The sequence below is a fragment of the Sphingomonas sp. genome (assembly GCF_017744835.1).
In the GTDB taxonomy this organism is placed as follows: Bacteria; Pseudomonadota; Alphaproteobacteria; order Sphingomonadales; family Sphingomonadaceae; genus Sphingomonas.
Genome location: NZ_JAGIAM010000001.1, coordinates 1,003,044 through 1,024,105 on the forward strand (window position 1 = coordinate 1,003,044; position 21,062 = coordinate 1,024,105).

Below are 21,062 nucleotides of genomic sequence, written 5' to 3' on the forward strand. Positions count from 1 at the left end.
CGTCATGACGCGCTATGCAACCGCGCTCGCGGCCGACCCTGCCAACACCTATCGCCAGATCGACCTCGCCGGCCGTACCGCGGGTGCCGATCCGCACCGGCTTGTCGCGCTGCTCTACGAAGAGGGCTCCGCGGCGCTGCGCACGGCGGCCCATGCGATCGAGACGCGGGGCTTCGCGGTCAAGAGCGAGCGCGTCGCGCGCGCGACTGCGATCCTGTTTGCGCTCGAGGCCGGGCTCGATTTCGATCGCGGCGGCGACGTCGCGCGCACGCTGGCGACCTTCTATCACGGGCTGCGCCAGCAGATTCTCGCCGCCAGCCTCGGCAGCGACCCCGGGCCCTTTCGAGACGCGGCGCAAAGCCTCGACGAAATCGCCGCCGCCTGGGCGAGCGTGCGGGATTAGGACGGACGGTCACCACCCCTCCCCGTGAGCAGGGAGGGGAGCGCGTCAGGCTAAATGTTGATGGGCCTAGCCCCAGCGCCCCAGCACTTGCTCCACCGTCTCGAACAGGCCCTCGTCCCCCGCCTTGGCCGGCGTGGCCGAGAAGCGCGGCGCCGGGGCGGGCTGGGCCGCGCCTCCGCTTTCGACGAAAGTGCCGCGCGCGCGGTTGTGCGGATGGAGCGGCGCCTCGGTGAGCGACATTACCGGCGTCACGCACGCCGTCCCCGCCGCGAAGATCGCCGCCCATTCGTCGCGCGTCCGGGTCGCAAAGGCCTCGGACAGCACCGTGGTCAGCGCGGCCCAGCGGCTGCGGTGATAGGGATTGTAGCGCCGGGGATCGATGCCCAGGCCTTCGCACAGCGCGTGGAACGCCTGGGGCTCGATCGCTCCGACTGCGACATGCCGGCCGTCGGCGCACGCATAGCAGCGATAGAAGGGCGCGCCGCCGTCGATCATGTTGGTCGCGCGCGCGTCGGTCCAGCGTCCGCCCTCGTGCAGCGCGTAATAGAGCGTCATCAGCGAGGCGAGCCCGTCTGTCTGCGCCGCCTCCACCACCTGGCCCCGCCCGGTCGCCTGGGCCGACAGGATCGCCGCGACCATGCCGAGCGCGAGGTAGAGCGCGCCCGCGGCATATTCGCCGAGCAGGTTGAGCGGCGGCACCGGCGTCGCGGCGGGGCCGATCGCATGGAGCGCGCCCGACAGTGCCAGATGGTTGATGTCGTTGCCGGTGGTCCCCGCCAGCGGCCCCTCGCGCCCCCAGCCGCTCGCCCGGCCATAGGCGAGCCGCGGATTGAGCGCGAGGCAGCGCGCCGGATCGAGCCCGAGCTCCTCGGCCACGCCGGGGCGGAAGCCCTCGACCACGCCGTCGGCCTGGGCGATCAGCGCCAGCGCCTGCTCGCGCTCGGCGACGCGGCTGAGATCGAGCTCGATCACCGTGCGGCCGCGGTAGAGCGGCTGGGCGATTCGCTCGTCGCCGCCCGGTCGCGGGATGCGCACCACGTCGCAGCCCATGTCAGCGAGCAGCATGCAGGCGAAGGGAATCGCGCCCGGCGCGTCGAGCTCGACGATCCGAACCCCCGCCAGCGGCCCGTGCCTCGCTTCCACCATCGCGGTCCCCCTGCAGCGTGCGCGCCGAGCATAGCGGCGCGCACGAACGCGTCACGCGCCATGCTGGCATCCGCGCGCGCTTTGGGCTAGCGCCTCCGCGATGCCTGCACCTCATGTCGTCGCCCTTGGTGGAACTCTGCGGCCCGAATCGGCGACCGGAAAGCTGCTCGCCGCGGCGCTGGCCAAGGCCGAGGCGCGCGGCGCCCGCACGACGCTGCTCACCGGCGAGGACATCGCCTTCCCGCATTACGAGCCCGATATCGCTGCGAACAATCCGGCGGTCGCGCGCTATCTCGCCGCGCTGCGCACCGCCGACGCCGTGATCGTCGGCTCGCCGGGCTATCACGGCACGCTTTCCGGCCTGGTCAAGACGGCGCTCGACTATGTCGAGCAGCTGCGCACCGACGAGCGCGTCTATTTCGACGGCGTCCCCGTCGGTCTGATCGCAACCGCGGGCGGTTGGCAGGCGGCGGTCTCGACGCTGCACGCGCTGCGCACCATCACCCATTCGCTGCGCGGCTGGCCCACGCCGATGGGGCTCGCGATCAACGTCGCCGAGCCGGGCGACTGCATCGATCGCTGCAGCGGCCAGATGGACGTGATGGTCGGCCAGCTGCTCGACTTCCTGAAGCGCTGACGGCGCACGATCGTTGCGCCGGAGCAACGGCGCCGTTGGCGCGTTCTATCTCGTGGAAGAGCCGGCTTTGTTTCGTGGACGTTCACGGTTCGTCGCTGTAGCCACCGCGTTCGTCGCATACGGGACTCGCCGGACTTTGCTATCCGACGCCTCGGGCGCATGTTGAATCCTAGGCAAGGGGCTGCAAACGTGAAGAAATTCCTGGGGTTCTCATCGCTGGAGCGGGCGCTGACGGTGGCGGGGCTTGGCCCTGCGATCCTGCTCGGCTGTTCGGTCACGCAGAGCGCCCAGCTCGCCGCCTATCTCCCCGCGCCCAGCTACCGCGTACTGATGCCGATCCCGGCCGCCGCCGCGGCGCCCCAGCCGACTGCGCCGGCGCCGCGCGAACTGGTCGATGCGCTCGCCGCGCTGACCGGCGATTTCAGCGGGATCGTCGGCGTCGCGGTGACCAGTGTCGATGACGGCTGGGTCGCCGCCAGCGGCACCGCGATGCGCCGCCTGCCGCAGCAGAGCGTCAGCAAGCTCTGGGTCACGATGACCGTACTCGATCAGGTCGACCAGGGCCGCATCCGGCTCGACGACCCAATCACCGTCACCAAGAACGATCTGACGCTGTTCCACCAGCCGATCGCGGCGCTGGCGGTGCGCGAGGGCGGCTATACCACCACGGTCGGCGAGCTCATGAAGCGCGCGATGCAGATGAGCGACAACACCTGCAACGACAAGCTGCTGCGCCTCGTCGGCGGCCCGCAGGCGGTGCGCGAGTTCATCGCACGCAAGCAGCTCGGCGCGATCGGCTTCGGCCCCGGCGAGAAGCTCCTCCAGGCGGGCACCGCGGGGCTCGAGTGGCGCCCCGAATATTCGATGGGCAATGCCTTCGCCCAGGCCCGCGCGCGGCTCTCGCCCGCGGTGCGGCGCGCGGCGTTCGACGCCTATGTCGCCAGCCCGCCCGACGGCGCGGCGCCCCAGGCGATCTCGATGGCGCTCGCCCGTCTCAAGCGCGGCGAGATTCTCTCCGCTTCGTCCACCGACTGGCTGCTGCGCACCATGGCGGGCGCGCGCACTGGCCGCGCGCGCATTCATGGCGGCGTGCCGGCGGGCTGGGAATATGGCCACAAGACCGGCACCGGCCAGGATTATCTGAGCCGCACCGCCGGCTTCAACGACGTCGGCATCCTCACCGCGCCCGACGGCCGCTCCTATGCGGTTGCCGTGATGATCGGCGACACCACCCGGCCGATCCGCGAGCGCCAGCTGCTGATGCAGGCGGTAGCGCGCACTGTGGTCGCGCACCATGAGCAGCTCCGCTTCGCCCAGCAGCAGGCGCCGCAGCTGCAGCCGCAGCCGATCGCGCACGCCCAGGCGCTGAATTGATCGCCGGCAACGCCTGAGGGCTTTGTTCCGCCGGGCGGCTCGGCTATCCCGGCGCGATGCCTCATCTCTACCTCGTCGACGGCTCGAGCTACATCTTCCGCGCCTATCACCGGCTGCCGCCGCTCACCAACAAGCATGGCGAGCCGGTGGGCGCGGTCTATGGCTATACGACGATGCTGTGGAAGCTCGCCGACGAGCTCAACAAGGCCGATGGCCCCACTCATCTCGCAGTGATCCTCGACAAGAGCGAGCACACCTTCCGCAACGATCTCTACGACCAGTACAAGGCCCACCGCCCGCCTGCGCCCGAGGACCTCGTCCCCCAGTTCCCGATGATCCGCGACGCCACCCGCGCCTTCTCGCTGCCGTGCATCGAGGAGCTGGGCTGGGAGGCGGACGACCTGATCGCCAGCTACACCAAGGCCGCGCTCGCGCAGGGCTGGTCGGTCACCATCGTCAGCTCCGACAAGGATCTGATGCAGCTGATGACCGATCCGTCGGTCGACATGCTCGACACGATGAACAATCGCCGCCTCGGCCCCGACGACACCTTCCAGAAGTTCGGCGTCGGGCCCGAGAAACTCGGCGAAGTGCTCGCGCTGATGGGCGACAGCGTCGACAATGTGCCGGGCGTCCCAGGCGTCGGCCCCAAGACCGCGGCCAAGCTCATCCTCGAGCATGGCGATGTCGAGGCGGTGCTCGCCGCCGCGCCGTCGATGAAGCCCGGCAAGCTGCGCGACAACCTGATCGAACATGCCGACATGGCGCGGCTTTCGCGGAAACTGGTCGAGCTCAATTGCGACGTGCCGCTCCCCGATCCGCTCGAATCGCTCGAGCTCCAGGGCATTCCGGAGGCGCCGCTGCGCGCCTTCCTCGAGCATCACGGCTTCCGCACCCTGCTCAACCGCCTCGCCGCGGTCGCCGATGCGCCGGTCGAGACGCACGAGGCGCCGGGGCTGGAGGAAGACCCGCCCTGCAACCACGACGGCTATGAGACGGTGGTCACCGAGGAAGCGCTCGACCGCTGGATCGCCGATGCGACGGCGCAGGGCTGGGTGGCGCTCGATACCGAAACCACCGAGCTCGACGCGATGCGCGCCGGCCTGTGCGGCGTCAGCCTCGCGCTGGCGCCCAACAAGGCCTGCTACATTCCCCTGGCGCATATCGGCAGCGACATGTTCGCCGAGAAGCCGGTCCAGCTCGACGCCGATGTCGTCCTTTCGCGGCTGAAGCCGCTGCTCGAGGACCCCGCCGTCCTCAAGATCGGCCACAACCTCAAATACGACCTGATCGTCCTCGCGCGCCGCGGCATCCACGTCGCGCCCTATGACGACACGATCGTGATGAGCTTCGATCTGGACGCGGGTCTCCACGGCCACGGCATGGACGAGCTCGCCGCGACGCACCTCTCGCACTCGTGCATCGCGTTCAAGGAGGTGGTCGGCACCGGCAAGAAGCAGCTCGGCTTCCACCAGGTCGATCTGCGCTCGGCCACGCGCTACGCCGCCGAGGACGCCGATGTGACGCTCCGCCTGTGGCGCCGCTTCAAGCCGCGGCTCGCCTATGAGAGCGTCACGCGCGTCTATGAGATGGTCGATCGCCCGCTCGTCTCGGTGATTGCAGGCATGGAGCGCCACGGCGTGAAGGTCGACGCGGGCGTGCTCGCGCGGCTGTCGGACGATTTCTCGAAGCAGATCGCCGCGCTGGAGGAGGAGATCCACGGCATCGCCGGCTTCAAGTTCACCATCGGCAGCCCCAAGCAGCTTGGCGACGTGCTGTTCGAGGGCATGGGGATCAAAGGCGGGCGCAAGGGCAAGTCGGGCGTCTATTCGACCGACGTCAACGAGCTCGAGCGCATCGCCGCGGACAAGGATTCGCCCGGCCGGGTGATGGCCGCAAAGGTGCTCGACTGGCGGCAGCTCACCAAGCTCAAGTCGACCTACACCGACGCGCTGCAGGCACAGATCAACCCCGAGACCGGGCGCGTCCACACCAGCTACAGCCTCACCGGCGCGCAGACCGGGCGGCTCTCGTCGACCGATCCCAACCTCCAGAACATCCCGATCCGGACCGAGGTCGGCCGCCAGATCCGCGATGCGTTCGTCGCCGAGCCGGGCAACGTCATCCTCGCCGCCGACTATTCGCAGATCGAGCTGCGCCTCGCCGCGCACATCGCCGACGTGCCGGCGCTGCGCGACGCCTTCGCGCGCGGCGACGACATCCACAACATGACTGCGATGGAGCTGTTCGGCGAAGTCAATCGCGACACGCGCGGGCGCGCCAAGACGATCAACTTCGCGATCCTCTACGGCATCTCGCGCTGGGGCCTCGCCGGCCGGCTCGACGTCACGCCCGACGAGGCGCAGGCGATGATCAACCGCTATTTCGAGCGCTTCCCCGGCATCAACCGCTACATCGCCGACACGCTCAACGAAGCCAAGGCGCGCGGCTACACGACGACCTTGTTCGGTCGGAAGACGCATTTCCCGCGGATCAAGGCGGCCAATCCCAACGAGCGCGCCGGTAGCGAGCGCGCCGCGATCAATGCACCGATCCAGGGCACCAGCGCCGACATCATCAAGCGCGCCATGGCCCGCATGGGTCCCGCGCTCGCCGAGGCCGGGCTGCCCAACGTCCGCATGCTGATGCAGGTGCACGACGAGCTCGTCTTCGAGCTGCCGGAAGGCGACGTGGAGAAAGCCAGGCCGATCATCGCGCACGTCATGGCCACTGCCGCCGAGCCGGCGATCAAGCTCACGGTCCCGCTCGGCGTCGAGATCGGCGTAGGCCCGAGCTGGGGCGCGGCGCATTGACCGAAGCAGCGGCCGCCGCAGGCGAGGACATCAACACGCTCGCCAAGGGCGGGCGAACCAACATCCTCGGCTTCATCCTGCGCCTGGCCGCGCGGCTTCCGTTCCTGTTCATCGCCGGTCGCGCCTACGGGCCGGACATCGTCGGCCGCTATGCGATCGCGGTGCTGGTGATCGAAGTCGCCGCGCTGATCGCGACGCTGGGATTGAAGCGCGGGCTCGCGCAGGCGCTGGCCGCCACCGATCGCCCGCATGCGCACGTCGTATGGGACGCGCTGACCGTCGCGCTCGGCGCCTCGGCGGTGGCGAGCGCGGTGCTGATCGCCTTTCCCCAGGCGCTCTTCCCCAACAGCCCGGTGATGGGGCTCGAGCGATTGCTGCCGCTGGTGGTGTTCGCGATCGCGATCTCGGACGTGACGCTCGCCGCGCTCGCCTATCGGCACAATATCGGCGCCTCGGTGACGGCGCGCGCGATCATCGAACCCTGGACGATCAGCATCGCGGCCTGGATCTTCTCCTATGTCTCGGCGCGCGACGGGCTGATGTTCGCCTATGTGTTGTCGATGACCGCGGCGGTGATCGCGTCGGTGGTGCCGTTCCTCAAGGAATATGGCCTGCCGCGCGGCTGGCGGCCGCGGCTGGTCGAGATCGTGGGGCTCGCCCGGCGCAACGCTCCGCTGGCAGGCGCCGATGCGATCGAATGGGGGACGCGCAACGTCGACCGTTTCATCCTGGGCCTGCTCTTCACGCCCTCGGTGGTCGGCATCTATTATATGGCGCAGCAGGTCGCCTCGGTGCCGCAGCGATTGAAGTCGAGCTTCGATCCGATCCTCGGCCCGGTCGTGACCCAGAGCCTGGCGGTTGATGATCGCAAGGCCGTCGCCAAGCAGGTCCGCCAGGTGGGCTTCTGGGTCATCAGCGCCCAGGCAGCCCTCTTCGTCGTCTTCGCCATTCCCGCCGAGGGCGTGATGGGGCTGATCGGCCGCGAGTTCGTTGCCGGCGCCGGCGCGCTGTGCATCCTGCTCGTCGCCGAAGTGTTCGCCTCCACCGGCGCGGTGTGCGAGACGGCGCTCGTCTATATGGCGCGCCACCGCAATCTGATGATCTCGATCTGCGTGCTGCTCCTCCAGATCGTGCTGAGCTTCGTCTTCATCGGGATCGCGCGCGCCGAGGGTTGGCCCGAGCAGGTCCAGGCGGCCGGCCCGGCAGTGGCACTCGCATTGTCGGTGACGCTCGGATCGACCGCGAAGGCGATCATGCTGCGCTCCATGCTCAAGGCGCCGGTGATCAGCATCCGCCCCAGCTTCTTCGTCGCGATCGGCGTGGCGGCGCTGGTCGGCTCGGCCTTCATGTCGCTGCCGCACCAATATGAATGGGCCGAGCTCAGCCTCGGCATGCCCGCGATCCTGATCACCTTCCTCTTCGTGATGATCAAGTTCGGCTTCGACGACGAAGACCGCGCGCTCTTCCGCAAGGTCCCGAAGGAAGAGGAGGTACCCGCGCTGCCGGCGACCGAGAAGCTCTGAAGCAAATCCTGCCCAGCCAAGCTGGGGAGGAATGGCTCAATGCCGGAAGTGGCGCATTCCCGTGAACACCATCGCCAGCCCCGCCGCGTCGGCGGCGGCGATGACTTCCTCGTCGCGGATCGAGCCGCCCGGCTGGATCACTGCGGTGGCGCCCGCCTCGACTGCCGCGAGCAGTCCGTCGGCGAAGGGGAAGAAGGCGTCCGACGCGACGGCGCTGCCGATCGTCCGCGGCTCGGCCCAGCCGGCCTTGTCGGCGGCGTCCTTGGCCTTCCACGCCGCGATCCGCGCGCTCTCCAGCCGGTTCATCTGGCCGGCGCCGACGCCGGCGGTGCTGCCGCCCTTGGCATAGACGATCGCGTTCGACTTGACGTGCTTGGCCACGGTCCAGGCGAAGAGGCAGTCGGCGAGCTCCTGATCGCTCGGCGCTCGCTTGGTGACGACCTTGAGGTCCTCGCGCGTGATCATGCCGTTGTCGCGCGACTGGATCAGGAATCCGCCGGCGATCGACTTCATCGCGCGGCCGCGGCGCGCCGGGTCGGGAAGCTCGCCGGTGAGCAGCAGGCGCAGGTTCTTCTTGCGCGCGAAGACTTCGCGGGCGGCCTCGTCGGCGTCGGGCGCGGCGACGACTTCGGTGAAGATGCCCGAGATCGCCTCCGCGGTCGGCCCGTCGAGCGGGCGGTTGACCGCGATGATCCCGCCGAAGGCCGAGACCGAGTCGCACGCCAGCGCCGCCTGATAGGCCTCGATCAGCGTGTCGGCGCTCGCGACGCCGCACGGGTTGGCGTGCTTGACGATCACCACCGTCGGCGGGCCGTCGCGGAACTCGCTGACCAGCTCGAGCGCGGCGTCGGCGTCGTTGTAGTTGTTGTAGCTGAGCTCCTTGCCCTGGACCTGCTTCGCCTGCGCGATGCCGTTCACCCCGCCTGATGCCTGGGTGTAGAGCGCCGCGATCTGGTGGGGATTCTCGCCGTAGCGCAGCTCGGCCTGCTTGATCATCGGCACCGAGACGCTGTCGGGGAAGCGCTCGCCCTGGTCGACATGCGCGAACCAGCCCGCGATCGCGGCGTCGTAGGCGGCGGTCGCCTGATAGGCCTTCATCGCAAAGCGGCGGCGCTGCTCGAGCGTGGTGCTGCCGCCATGGACCAGCGGGTAATCGGTCGGGTCGGTCAGGATCGCGACCGATTCATGGTTCTTGGCGGCCGAGCGGACCATCGACGGGCCGCCGATATCGATATTCTCGATGATCTCCTCGCGCCCGGCGCCGCGCGCGACGGTCTGGGCGAAGGGATAGAGATTGACCACGACCAGGTCGATCGCGCCGATTTCATGCTCCTGCATCGAGGCGACATGCTCGGGATTGTCGCGCACCGCCAGCAGCCCGCCGTGCACCTTGGGGTGCAGCGTCTTGACGCGGCCGTCCATCATCTCGGGGAAGCCGGTCAGGTCCGAGATGTCGCGCACCGGGAGCCCCGCGTCGCGCAGTGCCCTGGCGGTGCCGCCGGTGGAGACGAGATCGACTCCCTGGGCAGCCAGTGCCTGGCCGAGTTCGACGATTCCGGTCTTGTCCGAGACCGAAAGGAGCGCGCGCTTGATCTGTACCTGGTCCATGGCCCGCTCCCTCTAAGGATCGAGGGGCGGGTGGCAACCCCTCGGCGTCATTTCGCCCGGTGGAAGAGCCAGCTCACATTGGCGCCGCCCGCGGGGGTCTCGGCGGCGATGACGAGCTGGCGGCTCGGCACCGCGCGGCCGCGCGCGTCGATCCAGACGCTGTCCTCGGTCGCCAGCGCGCCGCCCTTGCAGCGGAACTGCCACAGCCGGCCATTGGCGGTGCGCAGAATCGCCGCCTGGCCGTCGGCGGTCGGGGTGACCTCGACCTGCGGATGGAGGTGGAAGCGCACTGCGAAGCCCGTGTCGCCCTTGCGCCGGCGCCGGTCGGCGGGGAGCAGCATATCCTCGCCGCGCACGTCGCGCCCGTCGTGCGACATGGCGAGCACGCGACGGTGGAGCAGGCCGAAGCGGCGGACATAGCCGTCGTGGCTCGCCTCGACCCGGCTGCCGTTCTCGGTCTCCTGCCGCGCCAGCTCGACTTCGACGACGCCGCGGCCGAGCGTGCCGTCGGGGTGGATCGCCGTCGAATTGCTGTCGCCGACCACCAGAGTCGAATGCGCCGCGGTGGTGCGCAGCCCCTCCATCAGCTCGGCGGGAAGCTGGCGCAGCCCTGCGCGCGCGCCGCCGCAATTGACCACGATCCGGTCGGGCCCGTCGGAAAGCTCGAAGGCGAGCGTCGAGGCGCAGCCCCCCTCGACCACGCGCGCGACCGGCGGCGGAGCGGCGTCCATGATCAGCACCGCACTGCCCGCGGCGAGCCGCTGATAGCCCCATTCGCGCGCCTGCTTGAGCGGCCGCGTGCGCACCCCGGTCGCCGCGATGATCTGGTCGACTGCCTCGCCCGCCATCGGCCCCGCGCCCTGCCAGCTCGCCAGCCCGCGGTCGCCATGGCAGATGCCGAGCAGCGCCGCGACCGCGCGGGTGCGCGCCGCCAGCACGAACTCGGGCGCCTCGAGCCGCCGCGTCGCATAGCTCTCGGCCAGCATCGTCAGCAGCTGGATCGCGTCGATCTGCGCGGCGGGCGAGCGCGAGACCACGCCGCCGTCCTCGAACAGCGAATGGCTGAGCGCGCGGCGCAGCCCCGCCTCGCCGAACGCGCGCCGCGGGTCGCCGCCGGGCATGACCAGCCCCGCCGCGAGCAGCCCGCACCAGGCCGCGATCCGCGCCGAGCCCGCCTGCGCCCGGTCGGCCGCGCGATCGAGGTGCCGCGCGCCGCGGGCGAGCGCGTGGAGCACGCTCGAGCGATAGACCAGGTCGGGCGCCGACAGGATCAGCGGCGCGTGCGCGGTCCAGAACAGGATGCGCCGGCCCCAGAGGTCGGGCCGCCACGCGCCGTCGGTCACCTTCTCGCCGTGCACCGCGAGCCAGCGCCGCAGGATCGCCTCGGCGACCGGCGCGGCATGGACGCGCGTCGCGACGCTCGACAGGTCGCGCAGCCAGGCGAAGCTCTGCAGATAATCGTCGAAGCGATGCGTCCAGTCGGGCCGCGCGAAGTCGATCCCCTCGATCTCGCGCAGCTCGCCCTGGAAGAGCATCATGCCCTCGAGCAGCGCGCGCCCGCGCTCGATGTCGCCGAAGAAGGGATCCTCGGGCACTGCGATCAGCTTGAGCGGATGGCGGCCCTTCAGCCGCATCGCATGGAAGGGCGTCCCCCAGGTCAGGCGCTGCAGCCGCTCGGCCAGCCGCTCGCCCAGGCTCAGCCCGCGGTCGCTCGCGAGGCGGATGAGCCGCTTGCCCTCCTCGACCCCGTCGGCGCCGGGGCCGGGCGTCTGGTCGTTCACCCCGCCCTTAGCGCCGCGATGTTGGCGGCATAGCGGTCTGGCCCGCCGGTGAAGGTGGCGGTGCCGGCGACCAGCGCGTCGGCGCCCGCCGCGATCACGCGCGGCGCGGTCTCGCGGTCGACGCCGCCGTCGACCTCGAGGTCGATCGCCCGCCCGCTCGCCTCGATGCGGCGGCGGAGCTCGGTGATCTTGGGAAGCTGGCTCTCGATGAACTTCTGCCCGCCGAAGCCCGGGTTGACGCTCATCACCAGGATCAGGTCGACCAGGTCCATCACATGCTCGACCACGTCGACCGGAGTCGCGGGATTGAGCACCACGCCGGCGCGCTTGCCCAGCGCCTTGATCGTCTGGAGCGTGCGGTGGAGATGCGGCCCCGCCTCGGGATGGACCGAGATGGTGTCGGCGCCCGCATCGGCGAAGGCAGCGAGCATCGGGTCGACCGGCGCGATCATCAGATGCACGTCGAACGGCTTGCTCGTGTGCGGGCGCAGCGCCTTGATCACCCCCGGCCCGATCGTGATGTTGGGCACGAAATGCCCGTCCATCACGTCGACATGGATCCAGTCGGCGCCGGCGGCGTCGATGGCGCGGATTTCCTCTCCCAGCCGCGCGAAGTCGGCGGAGAGGATCGAGGGTGCGATGCGGACGGCGGCCATGCCATGGTCCTTAGCATGGCCCGAGTCGCGCGCAACCGGCTGCGCGCCGCGGCTCGCCCGATCGGGGACTCGGGCGGGCTCTAATCCTTGCTCACATGCTCGGGCTTGCCCTTGCGCTTGCTGTGGGCGAGTTCCTCGAGCTCCTTCTCGGTCATCGATTCGACCATCTGCTTCGACGCGCCCTTGAGCTCGGACTTGGGCGTGTCGCCGCGCTTGGCGGAGAGGGCGGCGCCGGCCGCCTTCTGCTGGGCTGCGGATTTGGCTGGCATGGTTTTGCTCCTTGACTGCACGGCATCAACCGGGATCGTGCCGCACTCGTTCCCCCAAAGAGGTACCCATGCACGTCACGCACGATCCCGCCGCCCCCGCTGCCGAGACGATCGGCTTCGACCAGTTCCTGGCGGTCGACATCCGCGTCGGCACGATCGTCGAAGCGCTGCCCTTCCCGGAGGCGCGCAAGCCCGCCTATCGGCTGGTGATCGATTTCGGCCCCACCATCGGGCGCAAACGCTCCTCCGCGCAGATCACCGAGAATTACGCGCTCGAGAACCTGCCGGGGATGCAGGTGGCCGCCGTGGTCAATTTCCCGCCGCGCCAGATCGGGCCGGTCATGTCCGAAGTGCTGACGCTCGGCTTCCCCGATGCCGAGGGCAAGGTGATGCTCTTCCACCCCAGCCGGCCTGTGCCGAATGGGGGCAGGCTGTTCTGATCGATTCCTCGTTGACGACGCTCCCCGGCGGCATAGTCTCGCTCGTAACGAGAAGATGGAGGGGGACATCATGCATCTGAAGGTCGCATTGGCGCTCGCCGCGGTAGTGCCCGCGGTGTTCGCGGCGCCGGGTATCGCGCAGGATCAGCAGAGCCAGGACGCTGCGCTCGCGGAGAAGGTGATCAACAACACCAACCCGGCAAGCTTCCAGTCCTATGGCTTCGCGCCCAAGCCCAAGCTGGTGAAGGACGAGGCGGTCCAGGGCGGCAAGGCGCTGCGCCTGCCGGTGAGCGGTGAAGGCAATCCGTGGAGCATGGGCGTCAACGTGCCCCTGCTCAAGCCCGTCAAGGCGGGCGACAAGCTCGTCCTCGCCTTCTATGTGCGGCTCGACAAAGCCCAGGCCGGTGTTGCCAGCGCCAAACTTGCTTCGGCCCAAATCCAGCTTTCGGCCGCGCCCTATACCGCGATCTTCGGCAAGGGCTTCGACGTGACCCCGGAATGGAAGTTTCTCCAGGTCTCCGGCAAGGCGGACAAGGACTATGCGGCCGGGGCGCTCGCGGCCGCCTTCCACGTCAACACCGGCAAGCACGTGATCGACCTGGGCCCGGTGGCGGTGGTCAATTTGGGGCAATAGCTCAGGCGCGCCGCGCGGTGACGAGATAGTCCAGGCTGGTGTCGTTGCTCAGCACGAAGCCGCGCGCCGGCGAGAAGCCCAGCCCGCGCAGGTTGCTGACTTCCAGCCCCGCGCCGACCAGCAGCGCGCTCAGCTCGTCGGGAGTCAGGAACGCCTCCCAGTCGTGCGTGCCCTTGGGGATCGCGCCGGTGCCTTCGCCGAGGGTGATCATCGCCAGCCGCGATAGCGGCGTGCGGTTGGGGGTCGAGAGGATCATCAGTCCGCCGGGCGCGAGCGCATCGGCCAGGCCGGCGACGAAGTTGGCCGGGTTCGCCACATGCTCGATCACTTCCATCGACACGACCAGATCGAACTTGCGGCCGGCGAGATCCTCGATTCCACCCGCGACATATTCGACATCCAGCCCCATTGCCTCGGCATGCGCGCGCGCGGCGCCCACGTTCTCGGGCGCCGCATCGACTCCGGTCGCGCGCGCGCCGAGCCGGGCGAGCGGCTCGGTGAGCAGGCCGGCGCCGCAGCCGACGTCGATCGCGGTGCGGCCCGCCAGCGGCGCGAAGGAGGCGGGATCGACGTCCCAATGCGCGTCCACCGCCTCGCGGACATAGGCCAGCCGCGCCGGATTCAGCCGGTGGAGCATCGCCGAGGATCCCCTGGGATCCCACCAGTCCTTCGCCAGCTTGCCGAAATGCTCAGCTTGGGCGGGGTCAATCGTTGCTTTGGTTGCGCTAGCCATTCGCGCCTCCTATCAGGGCGCCCCATCCTTCCCAAGGCCCGGAAACAAGCTACCAGCCATGGCACGCATCGTGATGAAGTTCGGCGGCACCTCGATGGCCGGCATCGAGCGTATCCGGAACGTCGCGGCGCGCGTCAAGCGCGAGTGGGACGCAGGCAACCAGGTCGCGGTTGTCGTCTCCGCGATGGCCGGCGAGACCGACCGGCTCGTCAATTTCTGCCGCGAAGCCAGCTCGCTCTACGATCCACGCGAATATGACGTGGTGGTGGCCAGCGGCGAGCAGATCACCAGCGGGCTGCTGGCGATGACGCTCCAGGCGATCGGCGTGCCGGCGCGCTCGTGGCTCGGCTGGCAGCTGCCGGTCAACACCGACGGCGCCTTCGCCAAGGCGCGGATCGGCGACATCGAGACCGGGCCACTGCTCGCTAGCATGGCGGCGGGCGAAGTCGCGGTGATCCCGGGATTCCAGGGGCTGCACGAGGGCCGCATCACCACGCTTGGCCGCGGCGGATCGGATACCTCGGCAGTGGCGGTGGCGGCGGCGGTCAAGGCCGATCGCTGCGACATCTACACCGACGTCGACGGCGTCTACACGACCGACCCGCGCATCGTGCCCAGGGCGCGCAAGCTCAAGAAGGTTACGTACGAGGAAATGCTGGAGCTCGCCAGCGTCGGGGCCAAGGTGCTCCAGACGCGCTCGGTGGGGCTGGCGATGAAGGAACAGGTCCGTGTCCAGGTGCTGTCGTCGTTCACCGGCGAGAATGCGCCGATGGCGGACACGCTGCCCGGAACGATGATCGTGGGCGAAGAGGAGATTCAGGACGTGGAAAGCCAGCTCATCACCGGCATCGCGCACGACAAGAACGAAGCCAAGATCACGCTGGTCGCGGTGCCCGACAAGCCCGGCGCGGTGGCGTCGATCTTCAATCCGCTGGCCGAGGCCAACATCAACGTGGACATGATCATCCAGAACATCGCGCACCAGAGCGCGGGTTCGGCGAGCGCTACCGACGTGACCTTCACCGTGCCTTCGGCCGACCTCGCCCGCTCGATCGAGACGCTCAACCAGTCCAAGGCCGAGATCGGCTTCGCCGAGCTGCTCCAGGACACGCGCGTCGCCAAGATCTCGGTGGTGGGCGTGGGCATGCGCAGCCATGCCGGCGTCGCCGCGACGATGTTCAAGACTTTGGGCGCGCGCGGGATCAACATCCAGGCGATCACCACCTCGGAGATCAAGGTCTCGGTGCTGATCGACGAGGACGAGACCGAGCTCGCCGTGCGCGTGCTGCACACGGCCTATGGCCTCGACGCCGAGGATACCGCCGCCTGACGCGCCTTTCCGGCGGTTTCGTGCAGGACCGGCGGGAAAATAGTTCGACTGCGGCGCCGCTGTCAGCGTTCGACCAGACGCCGAACCATGGGCCGCACCGTGGCGCAGCTCGGGGTGCCGTCGTTCGCGGTGCCGGTTATCCTGGTCTCGATGACGCCCCCGGTTCCGGCTGCGCGATCGAGAAGGTCTTCATCGATGTCGTGGATGTCGATCTTGATCCGGCGGGACCAGGGTGACGCAGGGTCGCCGGCAAGCTGGCCGACTCGAATATACACGAATCGCCGCTCCGGGCCTTCGCGGCGTACCTGATCGCCGAAGAAGCTGGGGCCGGGACCTACGCGGACCGGAAAATCGAATACGAGCGGCTCGCCCTCGCGCGATGATTTCGGATCCAGCGGCGTTCCGTCCTTCGCCTGCAGGCTGTAAGCCACGCCGGCTACGGGCGAATCGATGATCATGCGGAGCTTGACCAGGGCTTGAGCCGGGGCGGGCATGCGGGATCATAACCTGGTGCGCTGAAGCCGGGAAGCGGAACGGTCCTTCTCGCCAGCCACTCCTGCCCGCGATTGATGAGTCCGGAGCCGAGCCTTGCGACGGGGCCGATGCGCCATGGCGAGGAACGCTCTCCCGCCCCGCCGGTTTGGTGGGCGGTACCGTCGGAGAGCCCCATGCTCGAACATGTTCCGCACTGGCTCGGCAGCGCGCTCAAGGGATTGCGCGCGGGCGCGGGCAAGCTGGCGATCGCGCAGTCCGATCTCGGCGCATTCGAGGCGCTGCATCTCGCCAGCCCCGCCTTCGCCAATGGCGCGCGCATGCCCGAACGCTTCACCGCCGACGGCGACGGCCTTTCGCCCCCGCTGTTCTGGACCGGCGTTCCCGAAGGCACCGAGCGGCTCGCGCTGATCGTCGAGGATCCCGACGCGCCTGCGCCCCAGCCGCTCGTCCATGCGCTGGTGTGGAACCTGCCGCCGCACGACGGCGAGCTTCGCGAAGGCGCGATCCGGCCGGACGGTGCCGGCGGAGCCGGCGGCAGCGACGTCGGGCGCAACTCGTTCCTCGGCGAAGGCTGGCTGCCCCCCGATCCGCCGACCGGGCACGGCGCGCACCATTATGCCTTCCAGCTCTTCGCGCTCGGCCCCGGACCCGATGCCGGCGACACGCCGGGGCGCGGCGCGGTGCTCAAGGCGATGGCGGGGCGTGTGCTCGCCGCGGGGCTGCTCACGGGTACTTATTCGCGCGGCGAAGAGGCGATGGCAGGCCCGGCCGTCGGCGTGGCGAGCGTCTAGCCATGGCAGCGATCTTCAAGTCGGTGATCGTGCCGGCGAGCGCCGACCGGGCCTGGGCTCTGGTCAGCCGCTTCGATGATCCCGCCGCGCTCGCGCCGGGCTTCGTCTCCGCGTGCGAGATCGTTGAGGGCGACCGGGTCGTCCATTTCGCCGATGGCGGCTCGGTGCGCGAGATGCTGGTCTCCTGCGACGATGCGCACCGGCGGCTGAGCTATGCCGCGGTCGGCGGCAAGTCGAAATTCCATCATGCGTCGATGCAGGTGGTGCCGCTCGATGCCGAATCGAGCCGGATCGACTGGGTCACCGACCTCCTCCCCGACGAGCTCGCGCCCTTCATCGACGCGCGGATGGAGGCCGGAACGGCGGCGATCGAACGGGGGCTTTCGGGGTAGCGAGAGCGTGTTAACCTCCCCCGCAATCGAGTGAGGGGAGGGACGATCCATGCCAAAGGCCGTCGTGCGTCTGTTGTTTCTGCTGTCGGCCATGCTCGGCCTTGCCGCCTCGGCGGCGAGCGCGCCTCCCGCGTCCAAGCCGCGCCTTCTCGTCTTTTCGTATTCGACCGGTTTCCGGCACGCCTCGATCGAGGCGGGCGTCGCGGCGCTGGAGGCGATGGGCAAGCGGCGCGGCTTCGACGTCGTCGCCAGCGCGGACCCCGCAGTGTTCAGCACCGAGAGGTTGCGCGGCTTCCAGGCGATCGTGCTGGTGAGCAACACCACGCGCCGCGACGATCCTGCCAGCGAGTGGTTCGTCGGCGATCGGCGCACTGCGCTGCAGGATTTCGTCCACCGCGGCGGCGGCATCGTCGGCATCCATGCGGCATCGGACTCGCACTATCACTGGCCGTGGTACGGGCGGATGATCGGCGGCTGGTTCCAGCATCATCCCAAGGGAACGCCCAGCGGCGTGGTGACGATCGCCGAGCCGCGCCATCCCGCCGCGCGCGGCCTCTCCTCGCCCCAGCGGCGCACCGACGAATGGTATTATTTCGAGGGCCAGCCCACCGCTCGGGTCGTCGCCACGCTCGACCCCGCCTCGATCGGCGAGGAGGAAACTGGCCCCAAGCCGATGGCCTGGGCGCAGGAATTCGAAGGCGGTCGCGTCTTCTACACGGCGATGGGGCACACCGCCGAGAGCTTCGCCGAACCCTGGTTCCTCCAGCACCTCGAAGGCGGGATCGACTGGGTACTGCGGCGCCAAGGCCCCCGAGCCGAATAGATGCAATCCTCCCCCCCGCCAGGGGAGGTGGCATGCGCAGCGTGGCGAAGGGGGAGGAAGCCCGCCGCCCCGTTCAGCAATTCGTCGCTTCGGCACGCCCTGACGGGGAGGATTGGCTGGCCCGCCCTCAGCCGTTGACCACGGTGCCGCCGTTCGGGTGGAGCACCTGGCCCGACATGTAGCTCGCGTCCTCGCAGGCGAGGAACAGGAAGCTCGGCGCGACTTCGTTGGGCTGGCCCGGCCGGCCCATCGGCGTGTTCTCGCCGAATTTCTCCAGCTTCTCGGGGCTCGCGCCGCCCATCGGGTTCAGCGGCGTCCAGATCGGCCCCGGCGCGACGGCGTTCACGCGAATGCCCTTCTCGATCAGATTTTCCGAAAGGCTGCGCGTGAAGGCCGTGATCGCGCCCTTGGTGCTCGAATAGTCGAGCAGCTCCTTCGAGCCCTGGTACATGGTGATCGACGTGCAGTTCACGATCGACGCGCCCGGCTTGAGGTGCGGCATCGCCGCCTGGACCAGGAAGAACATCGAGAAGATGTTGGTCTGGAAGGTGCGCTTGAGCTGCTGCTCGGTGATGTCGGTGATATCCTTGTCGGGATGCTGCTCGCCGGCGTTGTTCACCAGCACGTCGAGCCTGCCGAACTTCTCGATCACCTGCGCGACCGCGCGTTCGCAGAAGTCCTTCTCGCCCAGGTCGCCGGCGATGGTGAGCGCCTCGCGCCCCTCGCCGCGGACGATCTCGGCGGTCTTGGCCGCGTCGTCGTGCTCGCACAGATAGAGGATAGCGACGTCGGCGCCCTCGCGCGCGAACAGCGCGGCGACGGCGCGGCCGATCCCGCTGTCGGCGCCGGTCACGATTGCGACCTTGTCCTTGAGCCGGCCGGAGCCGGGATAGCGCGGCTCCCAGTCGGGCTTGGGCTCGAGCGCGCTCTCGTGTCCGGGCAGCGCGTCCTCGTGGATCATTTCGACGGTTTCGGTCTCGCTCATCGGGCTCGCTCCCATGGAGGTCTTTGCCCGGAGAAACCGGTGCGGAACGCCTGGGGTTCCGCGCTTCGCCGCCGCGGCGCCGGGTTCAGCCGATCAGGCCGGAACCCTGCGCGCCGCTGGCTGCGACGGTGGCGATGGCGAGCGCGGAGAGCGCCAGCCCGGTCATCAGGCCCACGGCCATTCCGATCCTTCCCTTGTCCTGCGCCCGCATCACGCGATGGGGATGACGGGCGTGGAGAAGAACACCATCGCGGTGGTGAGAAACACGGCGCCGAGCACGGCAACCGAACGCTGGATCGAGTCGAGACGAACAGTCATTGTAAACACTCCCTGGTCTTCCCGGCCGTCCCGGACCATCCGGCGGCCGATGCTCGATGTTTCGCAAGGGGTGTGCCAATTTTCTAAGTGATTGAATTCACTGGACGTGGGTGCGCAGTGCCGCGCGGGTTGGGAAAATTCCCGCTGTAAATTGGTGAAAACTACTAACCATAAGCGGACACTATCGTCCGGAATCGGTCAGCCGACCTGGAGGCAGTTCCTGCCCGCGGTCTTGGCCGCATAGAGCAGGCGATCGGCGCGCTGGTAGACGCTGTTGTAATCGCCGCCGGCCGCGTCGGTCAGGCCCGCCGAGAAAGTGATCTCGCCCAGCGGCTCGTCGCTTTCGCGCAGACGGTAGCGCTTGGTGGAGACGGTCGCGCGCGCCGCGTCGAGCGTTCGGCGCGCGGTATCGATCGACACGCCCGAGAAGAGCACCGCGAACTCCTCGCCGCCGTAGCGCGCGACGAGGTGGCCCGGACAGGAAGCGCTCAGCGCCTCGCCGATCGCCTTTAGCACCCGATCCCCCACCGCATGGCCGAACCGGTCGTTTACCGACTTGAAATGGTCGACGTCGCACACCGCCACGCACAGCCGCTCCCCCGCCGTCGCCTGGGCCGCAAAGGCTTCCTCAAATGCGCGACGATTGGGAAGATCGGTAAGCGGATCGCGCCGCGCATTGTCGCGCGCCTCCTCCAGCTTCTGACGCAGTTCGCTCGCTTCGCGCGTAGCCGATTCGAGCCGCGCCTCGGCGGTGCGTACCCGCCGGAGCATCGCCGCGGTAATGCCGGCGACCTCGTCGACCATGACCGCCGCCGAACGCGTGCCTGCCGAACGCGAGATCGCCGCCGCGCTCGCCTCGAGGTCGCGGCCGAAGCCTTCGGTCTCGGCGCGCATTGCAGTGACGATGTCGGCGAATCCCTCGACCTGCATCTGGGTCTGCGCGACCAGTCCCTCGGCGCGTTTCGCGGCGGTCTGGCTTCCCTCCGCCGGCTGAACCTCGCATCCGAGCGTCTCGATGTCGCGCTGCGTCAGGCGAACCCCGCCGTCGGTGAGCGCTTGGACGGCACGGGCGAGCGGACCGTCGGGTTCGGCAAGGAGGTGGTAGGCAAAGGCGAAATTGGCTGGATTCACGTCCAGCCGCTGTTCGAACAGGAATTTTCCGATGCGGTCGTACAGGTCGCGCGCGGGATCATTCCCGCTTGCCCACCTGACGGCCCTCGCCCCGGCCATAGCTCATCTACCTCTATCGAACTTCATCAACGCCCGCGGCCCTGCCGCTCGTGTCCTGCGGCTGGCCTAGCGGGGAACTGCTAACATTGGGTGATTAAACGGCGGGGGTTGGCGAATTTCGGTGATCAGCCCTTGCGGGCGCGATATTTGCGCACGGCGTCGAGCGTCATGCGGATATGGTCGCCGGGGCTCATGTCGGTATGCGCGAAGAGCACGCGGCCGTTGGGCGCGATCACGAAGCTGGTGCGGCTCGTGATGTTGGTGGCGGTGCCGTCGGGCTTCTTGAGCAGCACGTCATAGCCTTTGATCACGTCGGGGCTCGCCGCGGCCACCGCGAACTTGCCGGCGCAATGCTCGCTCGAGAAGCGCTGGAGCTGGTCGACGTTGCCGGCGGTCATGCCGATCACCGTCGCCCCGGCCTTCTGGAAGTCGGGGAGCGCTGCGGCGAAGGCAGCGGCTTCGATGTTGCATCCCTGAGTGAAGGCGGCGGGGAAGAAATAGAGGACCACGGGCCCCTTCTTGAGTGCGTCCCTGAGATGCACGCTGAAGGGCTTGCCGGCCATCGCGCCGTTCGCCGTGAAGTCGGGGGCCTGGGCGCCGGGCGCGAGCGCTGCCGTGGCGGGCATTCCGAGCGAAAGGGCCAGGGCGGCAAGGAGCAGGCGGGCGCGCATCGTCATTCTC

21 protein-coding genes are annotated in these 21,062 nt (G+C 69.0%); 11 read left to right on the forward strand and 10 right to left on the reverse strand.

The genetic code is table 11. The annotated features are described in order from the left end of the window. Positions 1-4: 4 nt before the first annotated feature. Complete coding sequence (gene fliS, locus J7500_RS04790; RefSeq protein WP_294060342.1) at positions 5-403, forward strand: flagellar export chaperone FliS; 399 nt, start codon at positions 5-7, stop codon at positions 401-403. Between the two features lie 66 nt (positions 404-469). On the opposite strand, the gene J7500_RS04795 is transcribed toward fliS, so the two are convergent. Beyond that, complete coding sequence (locus tag J7500_RS04795) at positions 470-1,549, reverse strand: CaiB/BaiF CoA-transferase family protein (RefSeq protein WP_294060344.1); 1,080 nt, start codon at positions 1,547-1,549, stop codon at positions 470-472. A gap of 100 nt (positions 1,550-1,649) precedes the next feature. On the opposite strand from J7500_RS04795, the gene J7500_RS04800 reads away from it, so the two are divergent. The 4 genes from J7500_RS04800 (at position 1,650) to J7500_RS04815 (ending at position 7,896) form a co-directional block, all read left to right on the forward strand. Continuing rightward, on the forward strand, positions 1,650-2,186 hold the full coding sequence (locus J7500_RS04800; RefSeq protein ID WP_294060345.1) for an NADPH-dependent FMN reductase: 537 nt from the start codon (positions 1,650-1,652) through the stop codon (positions 2,184-2,186). Positions 2,187-2,375: 189 nt separating this feature from the next. Next, positions 2,376-3,560 (forward strand): serine hydrolase, encoded by a 1,185-nt coding sequence (locus J7500_RS04805; RefSeq protein ID WP_294060346.1) that lies wholly within the window; start codon positions 2,376-2,378, stop codon positions 3,558-3,560. A gap of 56 nt (positions 3,561-3,616) precedes the next feature. Beyond that, the gene (polA, locus tag J7500_RS04810; RefSeq protein WP_294060347.1) at positions 3,617-6,373 is read left to right on the forward strand and encodes a DNA polymerase I; all 2,757 of its coding nucleotides are present in this window, start codon (positions 3,617-3,619) and stop codon (positions 6,371-6,373) included. After that, entirely contained in the window at positions 6,370-7,896 is a 1,527-nt protein-coding gene (locus tag J7500_RS04815) for a lipopolysaccharide biosynthesis protein (protein WP_294060348.1), read from the forward strand. Before polA ends, J7500_RS04815 begins: the two co-directional genes overlap by 4 nt. A gap of 36 nt (positions 7,897-7,932) precedes the next feature. On the opposite strand, the gene purH is transcribed toward J7500_RS04815, so the two are convergent. From purH to J7500_RS04835, 4 genes are all read right to left on the reverse strand, one after another. Then, positions 7,933-9,504 (reverse strand): bifunctional phosphoribosylaminoimidazolecarboxamide formyltransferase/IMP cyclohydrolase, encoded by a 1,572-nt coding sequence (purH, locus tag J7500_RS04820; RefSeq protein WP_294060349.1) that lies wholly within the window; start codon positions 9,502-9,504, stop codon positions 7,933-7,935. Positions 9,505-9,551: 47 nt separating this feature from the next. Beyond that, on the reverse strand, positions 9,552-11,285 hold the full coding sequence (locus tag J7500_RS04825) for a heparinase II/III family protein (RefSeq protein WP_294060350.1): 1,734 nt from the start codon (positions 11,283-11,285) through the stop codon (positions 9,552-9,554). Beyond that, complete coding sequence (gene rpe, locus J7500_RS04830) at positions 11,282-11,941, reverse strand: ribulose-phosphate 3-epimerase (protein ID WP_294060351.1); 660 nt, start codon at positions 11,939-11,941, stop codon at positions 11,282-11,284. The genes J7500_RS04825 and rpe overlap by 4 nt, the downstream gene beginning before the upstream one ends. A gap of 80 nt (positions 11,942-12,021) precedes the next feature. Then, positions 12,022-12,210: a DUF3008 family protein gene (locus tag J7500_RS04835; protein WP_294060352.1), complete on the reverse strand. Its 189-nt coding sequence runs from the start codon at positions 12,208-12,210 to the stop codon at positions 12,022-12,024. Positions 12,211-12,278: 68 nt separating this feature from the next. On the opposite strand from J7500_RS04835, the gene J7500_RS04840 reads away from it, so the two are divergent. Together J7500_RS04840 and J7500_RS04845 are read left to right on the forward strand one after the other, a co-directional pair. After that, the gene (locus tag J7500_RS04840) at positions 12,279-12,650 is read left to right on the forward strand and encodes a tRNA-binding protein (RefSeq protein ID WP_294060353.1); all 372 of its coding nucleotides are present in this window, start codon (positions 12,279-12,281) and stop codon (positions 12,648-12,650) included. A gap of 70 nt (positions 12,651-12,720) precedes the next feature. Beyond that, complete coding sequence (locus J7500_RS04845) at positions 12,721-13,284, forward strand: hypothetical protein (RefSeq protein WP_294060355.1); 564 nt, start codon at positions 12,721-12,723, stop codon at positions 13,282-13,284. Between the two features lies 1 nt (position 13,285). Here J7500_RS04845 and ubiG read toward each other — a convergent pair whose 3' ends face one another. Beyond that, the gene (ubiG, locus tag J7500_RS04850) at positions 13,286-14,017 is read right to left on the reverse strand and encodes a bifunctional 2-polyprenyl-6-hydroxyphenol methylase/3-demethylubiquinol 3-O-methyltransferase UbiG (RefSeq protein WP_294060357.1); all 732 of its coding nucleotides are present in this window, start codon (positions 14,015-14,017) and stop codon (positions 13,286-13,288) included. Between the two features lie 58 nt (positions 14,018-14,075). On the opposite strand from ubiG, the gene J7500_RS04855 reads away from it, so the two are divergent. Next, complete coding sequence (locus J7500_RS04855; RefSeq protein ID WP_294060358.1) at positions 14,076-15,347, forward strand: aspartate kinase; 1,272 nt, start codon at positions 14,076-14,078, stop codon at positions 15,345-15,347. Positions 15,348-15,409: 62 nt separating this feature from the next. Here the strand turns inward: J7500_RS04855 and J7500_RS04860 are convergent, their stop codons facing one another. After that, positions 15,410-15,805 carry a DUF5990 family protein gene (locus J7500_RS04860; RefSeq protein ID WP_294060359.1) on the reverse strand — a complete coding sequence of 132 codons (396 nt, stop codon included), beginning with the start codon at positions 15,803-15,805 and terminating at the stop codon, positions 15,410-15,412. A 210-nt stretch (positions 15,806-16,015) separates the two neighbouring features. Between J7500_RS04860 and J7500_RS04865 the strand changes: the two genes are divergently transcribed. The 3 genes from J7500_RS04865 to J7500_RS04875 are packed head-to-tail and all read left to right on the forward strand — an operon-like array spanning position 16,016 to position 17,848. After that, positions 16,016-16,633 carry a YbhB/YbcL family Raf kinase inhibitor-like protein gene (locus tag J7500_RS04865; protein ID WP_294060361.1) on the forward strand — a complete coding sequence of 206 codons (618 nt, stop codon included), beginning with the start codon at positions 16,016-16,018 and terminating at the stop codon, positions 16,631-16,633. Between the two features lie 2 nt (positions 16,634-16,635). Further along, complete coding sequence (locus tag J7500_RS04870) at positions 16,636-17,025, forward strand: SRPBCC family protein (RefSeq protein ID WP_294060363.1); 390 nt, start codon at positions 16,636-16,638, stop codon at positions 17,023-17,025. Between the two features lie 49 nt (positions 17,026-17,074). Further along, positions 17,075-17,848 carry a ThuA domain-containing protein gene (locus J7500_RS04875; protein WP_294060364.1) on the forward strand — a complete coding sequence of 258 codons (774 nt, stop codon included), beginning with the start codon at positions 17,075-17,077 and terminating at the stop codon, positions 17,846-17,848. A gap of 127 nt (positions 17,849-17,975) precedes the next feature. Here the strand turns inward: J7500_RS04875 and J7500_RS04880 are convergent, their stop codons facing one another. The 3 genes from J7500_RS04880 to J7500_RS04890 form a co-directional block, all read right to left on the reverse strand. Further along, entirely contained in the window at positions 17,976-18,833 is an 858-nt protein-coding gene (locus J7500_RS04880; RefSeq protein WP_294060365.1) for an SDR family oxidoreductase, read from the reverse strand. A gap of 516 nt (positions 18,834-19,349) precedes the next feature. Next, positions 19,350-20,381: a GGDEF domain-containing protein gene (locus J7500_RS04885; RefSeq protein ID WP_294060367.1), complete on the reverse strand. Its 1,032-nt coding sequence runs from the start codon at positions 20,379-20,381 to the stop codon at positions 19,350-19,352. Between the two features lie 125 nt (positions 20,382-20,506). Further along, a complete protein-coding gene (locus J7500_RS04890; RefSeq protein WP_294060368.1) occupies positions 20,507-21,052 on the reverse strand; it encodes a peroxiredoxin in 546 nt (181 codons plus the stop codon). Positions 21,053-21,062 lie beyond the last annotated feature (10 nt).